Below are 12,181 nucleotides of genomic sequence, written 5' to 3' on the forward strand. Positions count from 1 at the left end.
CACGGTATGTAAGTTATTTCGATTTTTTAATTAAATATTCAGAAAATATAGGGTGATTTTGTAGAAGTGTTGTATATCTTAATCCATTTAACAAAAAAAGATCATGCAAATTTGCATGATCTTTTTAGATGACCCGTACGGGATTCGAACCCGTGTTACCGCCGTGAAAGGGCGGTGTCTTAACCACTTGACCAACGGGCCGTTAAATTAAATATAGCGGCGGAGGGGATCGAACCCCCGACCTCACGGGTATGAACCGTACGCTCTAGCCAGCTGAGCTACACCGCCATGTCGTCGTATTTAACGGACAATTAGTATCTTACATCAGATATTATTTAAAGTCAACATATCTTGAAAACTTTTTTAAAATATATTTTCACATATAAAAAAGTACCCTGAGCCATCACTCTGGGTACCTCTCTATATGTTAAAAACTAAACGGTCTTATTATCCGCGACGTGCGCCACGGCCACCACGTTTAGACTCTGTGTTACGCTTTAAAGAAGTTAAACGATCTTCGCTATCCTTTAAGAAGCGTGCCATCTTTTGCTCAAATGTTTCTTTTGGAGCTCGGTCGTTACCGCCACCGCGATTATCTCTGTTGAAAGAGCGATTATTACGTTGTGGACGTCCAGAACGTTGTTGATCACCACCGCGTTGGTATTCACCGCGTGGACGATCTCCTTCTGTTTTTTCACGTTCTTTCGCTTTTTTGATAGATAAACCAATCTTTCCATCTTTTTCAACATTAATAACTTTTACTTCTACTTGGTCGCCCACTTTTAAGTGATCGTTAATATCTTTTACATAGTTATCAGCAACTTCACTAATATGAACAAGACCAGTTAAGCCTTCTGGCAGCTCCACAAAAGCCCCAAAATTTGTAATACCTGTTACTTTACCCTGTAACTTGCTGCCTACCTCGATTGACATAAAAAAAATGCTCCTCCTTAGTGGTTAAAAAGTCAAATTTTACTTTATTATATATAATCCTAAAATATAGTGTCAATAAGACATACTCTACTTCGAAACAGGAAAAATTATCTCCCCTTTACCAGAGAAGAAATAATCCCTTCTAGCAATCTTTAATACGTACTCTTCATCATTTAACTTTTGAACTTCGTCTTTTAGACTTTTTTCTTTATTCGTTAATGAATCCAGTTCTTTTTTCATGTCCTTAACTTTTGCTTCTTTTGCTTTAATGGAACTGTTTTGTTGATAAAACGTTACACTAATACTCGCAATAATTGTAAAAGTAAAGACAAGAAAAACCGCTAAACGGCGATAAAGTCGCTTCCTGTTCTCATCCGTTTGTATTATATGCTCTTTAACAGGATTTGGACTCTGTTTTTCGATTGTTCTTTGTCTCAGTTCCCTCATTTCCGAGGTCCCCCTAACTTCTTTTTTATACGCTCCCATATTTGGAAGATATGTCCCTTCAATTTTGCTATATATTGCAGGAACCCTATATGTTTCACTATAAAAAGTTTAACACGATTAGGGAGAAGTTTCCATATGAGCGAAGCAATAAATCGAACAGGCCAGAAAAAAACTTTCCATATGAAAAGTAATATCCAAATCACCATTTTCCATAACACATGTCCAATTGAAAGCAGTATACGAAATAAGAATAATATAAATGCAATAAATAGCTGCGCTATAATAATAACAGGTTTTATCATGAGTAGCTGTATAATTCGAACAAAAAAATATGTTGTTTGCATAAAAATATAGATGAGAAAATTTAACAGCTTCATGTATAGTGCTTTCAGTAAGCTTTGATATGCCGCAAAACCACATAATAATGCCAAAAACACATATATACGTAACTCAGCTTCATTTACGAGAAGCAATACATAAAAGACAAATAATGCTTGGACAATCCAAAATAGTATATCATGTATAAATACAAGCCAACGTTTACGTTCTTGACGCTTTAAAAAACGTTGATATGTATCTAAAGATGCTCCAATCCAAGCACCCATTCCAATCATTGAAAGCATTGTATACAACTGAATTGTTAAGCTCATTTAAACAACTTACTAAAGAAACCTTTAGTTTTTTCTCCTTGATTTTCATCAATATACAGCATCTCATGAACTTTCCCTTTAATCGACACAATACCTTTTTCTACATCTAAATTTTTCATTTGTAAATTTTGACCACGAATCGTTAAAAAACCCATTACGGTTTCGAGTAAAAACTCTTCGCTATCAAAACTCTCTACCTGCTTCACACCAGTAATATCAATTACACGCCTTCCACGCATAATAATATCATGCTCCACAGAAACATTTTGTTGATTAGAAGACGTAGGTGAGTAACCATTATTCACGTAAATCCCCCCATAGGTTTTTACTAGCTAATAGTAATGTATGAGGGGATAAATGATTTTAGAACAAGCCTTCTTCCGCTTTTATTTTTTCTTCGCGAACTAAGCTATACATATTTGCTGCATCTTCTTTTTTAGTTGTTTCTTTCAATTCATTTATTTTTACAGTCACTATTTTTTGACCAAAACGAATTGTTAATTCATCAGCTACTTTCACATCCGAACTTGCTTTTGCCACTTGACCATTAATAGATATTCTTCCTTGATCAGCTACTTCTTTCGCTAATGTTCTTCTTTTAATTAAACGTGACACTTTTAAAAACTTATCTAGACGCATCTCAAATCCCCCTATTAACGCTCTGTTTGTTTCGCTTCTTCCCATAAAACATCTAACTGTTCTAATGATAAATCTTCCATCTCTTTATTCATTTCAGCTACTTTTGCCTCCATGTATAAAAAACGACCAGTAAATTTCTCATTAGTTGAACGTAACGCCTCTTCTGGATCTATTTTATAATGACGAGCTATATTAACAAATGCAAATAGTAAATCACCAAACTCACCTAGCATCTTTTCCTCATCCATGTTTGTAACTTCTTGTTGGAACTCTTGCCATTCTTCCAAAGCTTTCTCTATCATAGGCTGCACATCACCCCAATCAAATCCAACCTTACCGGCTTTCTTCTGAATTTCATAGGCGCGTAGTAACTGCGGCAAACTTTTTGGAACGCCATTTAAAACAGATTCTTTCACGAATCCTTTTTCTTGTTTTTTAATTTCTTCCCAATTGGCAATCACTTCATCAGCATTGTTTACATCCGTATTTCCAAATACATGTGGATGGCGACGAACCATTTTCTCAGATAGAGTTCGAATGATATCATCTATAGAAAACCAACCTTCATCTTCTCCAATTTGAGCATGAAGCATAACTTGTAATAATATATCACCTAATTCTTCTACTAAGTGATCATCATCCTCTTCATCAATTGCTTCCAATACTTCATAAGCTTCCTCAATTAAATATTTCTTTAATGATTGATGTGTTTGCTTTTTATCCCACGGACAACCATTTGGGCCTCGAAGTTCTGCAATAATTTCTCTAAGTACATCGAACTGTTGATACAAGGATGCACGCTCCTGAACTGGCGGCACATACACACTCGTTAAATTATTCAATTCCGTTTCATGATCTAACATATACAACGGTACCTTCTTTACTTGTTCAAATGAAGTTCCTGCAGCTGTTACGATATACACTTCATAATCATCCGGCAACATCTCCATTAATGTTAATTTCACATCAGATGCAACGAATGCATCATATACTTGGCAAAAGATTAGATGTTGACGTAATTCTAATTGTCCTCTTTTAAATGATGTAGCGTCAAGTAATTGAAATCCTTCAATTGGATCAATCTTTAGGCTTGCAAACATAGGATCAAGGAAACTTTGTCCACCCTCAATTCGCAATTCAACATTTGAATCTTCACCTTTTTCCAACAGTAGCTGAACTGTTCTTTCTGCTACAAGCGGATGCCCTGGAACAGCATAGATAATTTCTGTACCTTCAGCTTGTTCTAGCAATTTATTCGCAATTGTTTCATATACAATTTCAAACGTATCATGCGCTTCATATACATCATCAAAAGCCGTATATTGCACGCCTTCTTTCTCCAATTCTTCTATAACTGGATGTTCCTTCGTCCTAACAAACAGATGATCTGCTTCTTTTATCTTTCGATATACACCCATCGTTAGCTGATCTAATTCACCAGCACCTAAACCTAAAATAGTAATGATTCCACTCACAATCTGTCACCTCTATCCACTCTTCTTCAATGAACCTTCTTTTTTCTCTTGTTTCATAACGGTTCCTAATTCTTTTTTTGTAAATACACGTAATTTCAAAATTAAAAACATATATGTCAATCCGCCGACAACTACACCTAGCAACGCTTCAAGCGTCGCGATTCCTCTATGTTCCGTATCAATTACTAATCCAGACACCTGCAACACACGTGTGAACATCATTAATACAAATCCCATACAGATACCACTAATCACTACACCTAACATATTTCGCTTATTGATAAGCGATCCTGATACAGCTCTCATAAGCAACAAACTATTTAGCCCAGAAATTATAATTAACGCACACAAAGTCGCAAAGGCTGCCCCTTTCACACCAAAATAAGGCATAAATATATAATTTAACGCTAACTTTAAGCAACCTCCAAATACAACAAATAATGCTGGCTTAAATGTTTGTCCCAACCCTTGTAAAATAGAAGCCGTCGTAATTGACAACGAGCTAAATAAAATAGATAAAGATAAAATAGATAAAACATCTGATCCATCACTATTTTCAAACAACATAATATTCGTAGGTTGAATAATACAAGTTAGTCCAATAGCTGCTGCAAGTCCAATAACAAGTGTTATTTTCATTGCTAACTTTACCTTTTCTTGAATAAAGGAAAGATCTCCTCTTTCCTTCGCCGCTGTAATAATTGGAATAAGTGACAACGAGAAAGAAGTCGTCACAACAGTACCTAATTGCATTAGCGGAATACTTCTATCATAAACACCCTTTAATACCTTTGCACTTTCAACCTGTTCTCCCGCACCAATAAGTAAGGTGTACAAGGATATTGAATCTGCCATCTGTATAAAAATAAGCACTAAATTACTAACACAAATCGCTAACCCCTGCCAAAAAAGGATTTTAATTATCCTCCTTTTGCCCTTAATTCTCGCTACACTTTTGAAAAATATAGAACGAAAATCTCGACGCATATACAACATAAGTACAATAATCCCAATAAGTCCACCCGCAATTGAGCCTAACATAGCCCCTGCACCAACTGTATATAAATCAAATCCGTGAGCAATTAGGAATAGCGATAAAAATACAATAATAGAAACTCGAATTGTTTGTTCTATTACTTGCGAAACAGCTGTTGGCATCATATTATTGAAGCCTTGAAAATACCCTCTTGCTACAGACAAAAACGGCATCAATAAGAATGAAAATGAAATAACACGTAGTAACTTATCTAAGTATATATCGCCCATAGCTATCGCAATTGTTTTGGCCCCAAAAAACAATGTAAAGAAGCCTATAAAACCAATTCCCAATAAAAACCAAAAAGATACACAAATAATTTCTTCTGCTTCTTTTTGTTTTCCCCGCTCTAGTCGTTCTGCAACCATTTTCGAAATGATAATAGGAAACCCATAAGTAGCTAAAATTAAACAAAATCCATAAAACGGGTAAATTTGTTGATAAATATAAAAACCAATATCACCCGCTATATTTTGATATGGAATACGGTAAAAAGCGCTTAATACTTTTGTAACAAAACTTGCAATCGTTAATATAATAGCCCCACGCCAAAAGGCTTGATACTTCTTCGCTTCCATACAAGAAAACTCCTTTTTCTATTCTCACCTCTCGTATTATATCATAAAGAAATGAACAAGCTGCCTTACCACCACGGGTAATAATAGGTTCCTGCACCGTTAAAAATACTCAACGAAAAAAGGTAGCAAAGCGCTACCTTCATTCAATATACATATATCTCCAAATAATTGATTTCTCAAAAAGAAAGATCATAATTAGGAAAAATTGCTACTTCTAAAATTATACACCCTTACTGTTCCATTTGTTTCGCTAAGAAACTGGCAGCAGTATTAACCGCTTTATGCTCGATTTCGCTTATAATAGCTTCTTTCGAAAAAATAATGACAGCTCCAATCGGGTCTCCGTTTGCAACAATCGGTCCAACTGTATAAGAATGAACCTTTTCTGTTACACCATCGATAATGGAAATATCACTTTCGTCCGTCATAATAACAGACTTTCGTTCTTCCATCGTTTTTTCGATTAAATCGCCAACACTTTTATTTAAGTATTCTTTTTTCGATACGCCTGATACTGCGATGATAGAATCTCGATCACAGACAAGCACATTATGTCCTAAGCTGTCATATAAAGCCTCAGCATATTCTTTTGCAAAATCACCTAGTTCACTAATTGGAGAATACTTCTTTAAAATTACCTCTCCATCGCGATCAACAAATATTTCTAGTGGGTCTCCTTCTCGAATACGTAAAGTTCTACGAATTTCCTTCGGGATTACTACCCTGCCTAAATCATCAATTCGACGTACGATTCCAGTTGCTTTCATTCTAATGCTGCCTCACTTTCTACTGATGATCAAAGTGGTGAATTTACCTGTTCATGTAAAAATCACCAACTGTTAGACATAGTATTTTACACATTAGTTCTTCTATGCACGTCGAATTGTATTTTTTTATCTTATTTTAGGCATTTATTACTTCTTTTTTTACATCTGGTAAGCCTTTTAATAAATTTTCAGCAATTGTTAACCACTTCGATGTCTCTAAACCATTTGTTTTCATAACAATTTTCAATTGTGATCCTTCCATTCCTAAACCGATCATACGTCCAAAACTATTTCCAAGCATGAATAATTTTCCACCATCAATATTTTGACTTGCTTGTTCAGAAAACAGGAATGTTACTTCAAATTTATTCTGTTTAATTAACTCAATTTGTTCTTTCATTGCCAACACTTTAATATTTGCAATTTGTAATAAATAACCGACTTCTTGTGGATAATCACCGAATCTATCGATCATTTCTTCCTGCAATTCTTCAATATCCTCAATTGCAGAAACACCTCTAAATTGTTTATACATCATAATTTTTTGCTTACTATCTGAAATATAAGCATCTGGTAAGTATGCATCTACCTCTAAGTCAATTTCAACATTAACTGTATTTTCAGCCCCATCTGTTCCTCTACGCTGTTCAATTGCATCTTTTAACATTTGAGAATATAGATCAAATCCGACAGAATCAATAAATCCATGCTGCTCTGCCCCTAACAAATTACCTGCTCCACGAATAGATAAATCTCTCATCGCAATTTTGAAACCAGATCCAAGTTCCGTGAACTCTTTAATTGCTTGCAGACGCTTCTCTGCAACCTCTGACAGCACTTTGTCACGTTTATAGGCAAAGTATGCATATGCAACACGATTAGAACGTCCAACACGCCCACGAAGCTGATACAACTGTGATAATCCCATACGATCTGCATCAAATACAATTAACGTATTTACATTCGGAATATCTACACCCGTCTCAATAATTGTTGTACTTACAAGAACATCATGCTGTCCTTCTAAAAATGATAGCATAACAGACTCTAATTCACTTTCGTTCATTTTCCCATGTGCGTATGTTACACGGGCATCTGGAACTAACATCGAAATTTCATCTGCTTTTCTTTCAATATCCTCTACACGGTTATATAGGAAGTAAATTTGACCGCCTCTTGCAAGCTCTCGCTCTATCGCCTCTCGCATTAATGCTGGATTATACTCTACTACATACGTTTGGACTGGGAAACGATTTTCTGGCGGTGTCTCAATAACAGATAAGTCGCGCACACCAAGCATAGACATATGAAGCGTCCGTGGAATCGGAGTTGCCGTTAATGTTAATACGTCAACATTCGCCTTCAATTGTTTAATTTTCTCTTTATGCGTCACACCAAATCTTTGTTCTTCATCAATAATAAGAAGCCCTAAATCTTTATAAGTAACATCTTTAGATAAAATACGATGTGTTCCGATTACAATATCTATTGTGCCATCCTTTAAACCCTTAATCGTTTCATTTTGTTGTTTTCTCGTACGGAATCTACTTAATAATCCTATATTGATTGGATAATCTTGAAAACGCTCTCGAATTGTTTCATAGTGTTGCTGCGCAAGAATCGTTGTCGGTACTAAAATTGCAACTTGTTTTTCATCCATAATTGCTTTAAATGCCGCACGAATAGCCACTTCAGTCTTTCCATACCCTACATCACCACAAAGGAGCCTATCCATCGGACGTCCGCGTTCCATATCTTTTTTAATCTCGTCAATAGAACGTAACTGATCCTCTGTCTCTTGATATGGGAAAGATGATTCGAACTCTTGTTGTTCTGCTGTATCTGGCGTATATGCATAGCCTTTTGAAGCTTCGCGTTCAGCATATAGTTTAATTAGGTCATCCGCAATGTCTTGTACAGATTTTTCAACTTTCGTTTTAACCTTCTTCCAATCATTACCACCTAATTTGTAAACTTTTGGATCCTTACCTTCAGACCCTACATATTTTTGGACTTGATCAATTTGTTCAATTGGAACGTATAACTTATCATTACCTTGATATTTAATATTTAAATAATCTTTATGAACACCATTAATCTCTAATGTCTCAATACCTAAAAATTTACCTATACCATGATTTACATGAACTACATAATCTCCAACTTTTAATTCCGAATAACTTTTAATACGTTCAGCATTCGATAACTTTTGTTTACGTTGTGATTTTTTAACTTTCTTATGAAAAAGCTCCTTTTCAGTAATGACAACAAGCTTTTGCATCGGCATTTCAAATCCTGCATGTAAATCACCTACAGCAATTTGTAACCTTCCAGACAATAAGATATCTGTACCTTCCACAATATCTGCCTCAATATCATAATCACTTAAAATATGTTGTAATTTTTTCACACGTTCATCATCTGTTCCAAGTACAACAGTCGTAAAATGCCCTTCATTCCATCTATCAATTTCTGTTTTTAACAAATTCATCTGTCCATGGAAATCTTGCATTGTTTTACATGTTACATTCACAATATTTTGCGGATGTGTGTGTGCAATATGACGCAAGAATAACGTTAAATATACAAAATTTCTTTTTTTATGATGAAGAAATCCCTCGAATGCGTGAGAGAAAGATAAATCTTGAATAATTGTTCCTTCACCAAGAAGTGATATATACCATTCCGCCTCTTCTGTTTCCAGATGTGATGCTGTTTCTTGAATACGGGAAATCTCATCTAAAATTACAACACCGTCTTCTGGTAAATAATCTATCAGACTAGCAGGTTCTTTATAGAAAATAGATAAGTATTTAAACATCTGTTCTATACTTTGCCCGTTTTTCAACATCTCAATTTCATGACTTACCGTCTCAAGTACTGTAGTCTTTAGTTTATCATCAGAAAGTTTTTGCATCGTCTTAGTCAAACCTTCTTCAAGATGCTGAATTCCTGATTTTAATTCTTCCTGTGAAAATAAAAACTCTGTTGCCGGACCAAACTTAACGCTTTCTTTTTTTCCTTGAGAACGCTGTTCATCCACATCAAATAATCGAATAGAATCGACTTCTGTATCGAAGAATTCAATACGAAATGGTAGTTCTTCAGTTAAAGGATAAATATCTAATATTCCCCCGCGCAAACTGAACTCCCCTGGAGCTTCTACCATCGACTTACGTTCATAGCCAATATGATGTAAAGTATGCAAGAGCGCATCTAAATCAATCTCTTGCCCTAGATTGATTTCAACTTGCTTTTGCTTCCACAATTCTTTTATTGGTAAAAATCTACGCAATCCTGCCACTGGAGCTACAATGATTCCATTCTCTCCAGCAGCCAAGCGATTTAACACTTCTATACGTTGCGCCTTCAATTCTGGACTTGCAACCCCAATTTCCGATGCTATAAGTTCATTCACTGGATATAGCCACACATCTTTTTCACCAAGTAACGCCACTAAATCTTCATGTACTTTTTGCGCTTGGTATAAGTTATGTGTCACGATTAATTGTGATTTTTTTGTTTTTTTATATAAAGCCGCCATTAATAATGAACGAGAAGACGTTGCCATCCCTGATATAAGTTGTTCCTTTAACCCATCTTCTAATCCATTAATAACTGATTGTATCTCTTTATTTTTATAAAATTGCTCTAATAAACCTATCATTTTTAAAACTCCTCTCAACATAAAGAGCAAGCCATTCTATTTTATGCAAATATTTCGGAAAAGGAAAACAGAAAAATGCTTTGGACATGCCAAAGCGACAACATTTTATTGCAGAAATTTTTCATATTCATAATACTCAGGATAAGATGCGAGCGTTTCTTGACACGATTCACAAATCGTTTTTATATATATATTTCCATTCTCATGAAAATGAATCATCTCTACTACTTCTTGCTCTGTTAGTTGAAATAAAACGTCGCTATATACTTTTTCTGCGTTAATGGAGCCTACATTACCTCCGCAGTGTCTGCAATAATAATACCCTTCCATACTAGCCTCCTAAAAATTAAATTACTACTAGTATGGGTAAAACAAAAAAGAAATATTCCTAATCTCATTTTTAACTATTGAAAGTATTCATGATTTGGAGAAAAGGCTTATTTAGCCACTCTTCACATGCATCCGCTGCTTTTTCAATAGAATGGTTAACATCCGGAATCTCTTCAGATGTAAAGCGTCCTAATACATAATCGACTACCTTCATTCCATTTTTCGGGCGATCAATTCCCATACGGATACGTTGAAATTCTTGTGTTCCTAGGTGTGAAATCATTGACTTTACACCATTATGTCCACCAGCACTACCTTTCATGCGAAGACGCAATTTACCTACAGGAATGTCTAAATCGTCGTACATAACAACGAAGTCCTCAACATCAATTTTATAATAATCCATGAGTAGACGAATACTTTCTCCAGATAAATTCATATATGTTAGCGGCTTTAATAAGATTACCTTTTCTCCATTAACAAAACCTGCACCAAATACACCTTTAAATTTTTGTTCATTCAAAGAAATGTTCCAACGCTTCGCAAGTTCATCAATGGCCATAAATCCAATATTATGCCTTGTTAATTCATATTCTCTACCTTTGTTCCCAAGTCCTACTATCAATTTCATTCTTGTACCACTACTTTCTTTTTTCGATACGAAAAGACGTAACCAATTTTGGTTACGTCTCATTCTATCCAATTAATTGAATAATACACTCACAGATTCTTCTTCGTATACACGAATGATTGCTTCTCCGATTAATGGAGCAACTGAAAGTTCATGTACTTTGTCGATTTTCTTCTCTTCCGGTAATACGATAGAGTTCGTTACAACTAACTCTTTAATATTTGAATTTTGAATACGTTCAATTGCTGGACCAGATAATACTGGGTGTGTACAGCAAGCATATACTTCAGAAGCACCGTTCTCAACAAGAGCGTTTGCTGCTAATGTAATTGTACCAGCTGTATCAATGATGTCATCAATTAAAATCGCTGTTTTGCCTTCAATATTACCGATAATGTTCATTACCTCTGATACGTTCGGGCGAGGGCGACGCTTATCAATAATAGCGATTGGCGCTTTTAGACGATCTGCCATTTTTCTTGCACGAGTTACACCACCATGATCAGGAGACACGATTACGATATCTTTAAGACCTTTTGTTTCAAAGTAATCAGAAAGAATCGGTACACCCATTAAGTGGTCGATTGGGATATCAAAGAACCCTTGAATTTGTGGAGCATGTAAATCTAGAGTGATTACACGAGTTGCACCTGCTGTTTCAAGCAAGTTTGCTACAAGTTTCGATGTAATTGGTTCACGAGAACGCGCTTTACGGTCTTGACGCGCATAACCATAATAAGGAATAACAATATTAATTGTTTTCGCAGATGCACGTTTTAATGCATCGATCATAATAAGTAATTCCATGATATGTTCGTTTACTGGGAAGCTTGTAGATTGAATAATGAATACATCGCAACCACGGATACTTTCTTCAATGTTAATTTGAACTTCTCCATCACTAAAACGATCAACAGAACATTTTCCTAGTCCTACTCCAATATGCTTTGCAATCTGCTCAGCAAGTTCCTTATTAGAGTTTAAAGAGAATACTTTCAAATTAGAATTTAGATATTGAGTCGACATCT

Annotated in this window: 12 protein-coding genes and 2 tRNA genes; all 14 read right to left on the reverse strand. The window is 35.3% G+C overall.

What is annotated here, in order from left to right; translation table 11 throughout:
• Positions 1–129 precede the first annotated feature (129 nt).
• Positions 130–201: transfer RNA gene (locus ACLBXA_RS28375), tRNA-Glu, on the reverse strand.
• A gap of 13 nt (positions 202–214) precedes the next feature.
• Positions 215–288, reverse strand: a tRNA-Met gene (locus ACLBXA_RS28380).
• 159 nt (positions 289–447) lie between these two features.
• Positions 448–933 (reverse strand): S1 domain-containing RNA-binding protein, encoded by a 486-nt coding sequence (locus ACLBXA_RS28385; RefSeq protein WP_000021451.1) that lies wholly within the window; start codon positions 931–933, stop codon positions 448–450.
• A gap of 87 nt (positions 934–1,020) precedes the next feature.
• Positions 1,021–1,380, reverse strand: coding sequence for a cell division protein DivIC (divIC, locus tag ACLBXA_RS28390; RefSeq protein WP_001208739.1), 360 nt, complete (start codon positions 1,378–1,380; stop codon positions 1,021–1,023).
• Positions 1,377–2,030, reverse strand: coding sequence for a spore cortex biosynthesis protein YabQ (gene yabQ, locus ACLBXA_RS28395; RefSeq protein WP_000059770.1), 654 nt, complete (start codon positions 2,028–2,030; stop codon positions 1,377–1,379). Before yabQ ends, divIC begins: the two co-directional genes overlap by 4 nt.
• Entirely contained in the window at positions 2,027–2,335 is a 309-nt protein-coding gene (gene yabP / locus ACLBXA_RS28400) for a sporulation protein YabP (protein WP_001059105.1), read from the reverse strand. Before yabP ends, yabQ begins: the two co-directional genes overlap by 4 nt.
• Positions 2,336–2,393: 58 nt before the next feature.
• Entirely contained in the window at positions 2,394–2,669 is a 276-nt protein-coding gene (locus tag ACLBXA_RS28405; protein WP_081143310.1) for an RNA-binding S4 domain-containing protein, read from the reverse strand.
• A 14-nt stretch (positions 2,670–2,683) separates the two neighbouring features.
• A complete protein-coding gene (yabN, locus tag ACLBXA_RS28410) occupies positions 2,684–4,144 on the reverse strand; it encodes a bifunctional methyltransferase/pyrophosphohydrolase YabN (RefSeq protein ID WP_447617685.1) in 1,461 nt (486 codons plus the stop codon).
• A gap of 12 nt (positions 4,145–4,156) precedes the next feature.
• A complete protein-coding gene (locus ACLBXA_RS28415) occupies positions 4,157–5,758 on the reverse strand; it encodes a putative polysaccharide biosynthesis protein (RefSeq protein ID WP_000387575.1) in 1,602 nt (533 codons plus the stop codon).
• Between the two features lie 230 nt (positions 5,759–5,988).
• Positions 5,989–6,525, reverse strand: a complete 537-nt coding sequence (spoVT, locus tag ACLBXA_RS28420) for a stage V sporulation protein T (protein ID WP_000648306.1) — start codon at positions 6,523–6,525, stop codon at positions 5,989–5,991.
• 136 nt (positions 6,526–6,661) lie between these two features.
• The gene (mfd, locus tag ACLBXA_RS28425) at positions 6,662–10,192 is read right to left on the reverse strand and encodes a transcription-repair coupling factor (protein WP_000579722.1); all 3,531 of its coding nucleotides are present in this window, start codon (positions 10,190–10,192) and stop codon (positions 6,662–6,664) included.
• A 105-nt stretch (positions 10,193–10,297) separates the two neighbouring features.
• A complete protein-coding gene (locus ACLBXA_RS28430; RefSeq protein WP_000399438.1) occupies positions 10,298–10,522 on the reverse strand; it encodes an anti-sigma-F factor Fin family protein in 225 nt (74 codons plus the stop codon).
• A gap of 70 nt (positions 10,523–10,592) precedes the next feature.
• Positions 10,593–11,153, reverse strand: coding sequence for an aminoacyl-tRNA hydrolase (pth, locus tag ACLBXA_RS28435; protein WP_447617686.1), 561 nt, complete (start codon positions 11,151–11,153; stop codon positions 10,593–10,595).
• 72 nt (positions 11,154–11,225) lie between these two features.
• Entirely contained in the window at positions 11,226–12,179 is a 954-nt protein-coding gene (locus ACLBXA_RS28440) for a ribose-phosphate diphosphokinase (protein WP_000107420.1), read from the reverse strand.
• Positions 12,180–12,181: the final 2 nt, after the last annotated feature.

It is taken from the genome of Bacillus sp. D48C, assembly GCF_053345735.1.

What these genes read in the sequence shown, in the direction of transcription:
- divIC (WP_001208739.1), bottom strand. Translation starts at nt 1,380, where the DNA reads ATGAGGGAACTGAGACAAAGAACAATCGAAAAACAGAGTCCAAATCCT.
- pth (WP_447617686.1), bottom strand. Translation starts at nt 11,153, where the DNA reads ATGAAATTGATAGTAGGACTTGGGAACAAAGGTAGAGAATATGAATTA.
- ACLBXA_RS28405 (WP_081143310.1), bottom strand. Translation starts at nt 2,669, where the DNA reads ATGCGTCTAGATAAGTTTTTAAAAGTGTCACGTTTAATTAAAAGAAGA.
- mfd (WP_000579722.1), bottom strand. Translation starts at nt 10,192, where the DNA reads ATGATAGGTTTATTAGAGCAATTTTATAAAAATAAAGAGATACAATCA.
- ACLBXA_RS28385 (WP_000021451.1), bottom strand. Translation starts at nt 933, where the DNA reads ATGTCAATCGAGGTAGGCAGCAAGTTACAGGGTAAAGTAACAGGTATT.
- ACLBXA_RS28430 (WP_000399438.1), bottom strand. Translation starts at nt 10,522, where the DNA reads ATGGAAGGGTATTATTATTGCAGACACTGCGGAGGTAATGTAGGCTCC.
- ACLBXA_RS28415 (WP_000387575.1), bottom strand. Translation starts at nt 5,758, where the DNA reads ATGGAAGCGAAGAAGTATCAAGCCTTTTGGCGTGGGGCTATTATATTA.
- ACLBXA_RS28440 (WP_000107420.1), bottom strand. Translation starts at nt 12,179, where the DNA reads ATGTCGACTCAATATCTAAATTCTAATTTGAAAGTATTCTCTTTAAAC.
- yabQ (WP_000059770.1), bottom strand. Translation starts at nt 2,030, where the DNA reads ATGAGCTTAACAATTCAGTTGTATACAATGCTTTCAATGATTGGAATG.
- spoVT (WP_000648306.1), bottom strand. Translation starts at nt 6,525, where the DNA reads ATGAAAGCAACTGGAATCGTACGTCGAATTGATGATTTAGGCAGGGTA.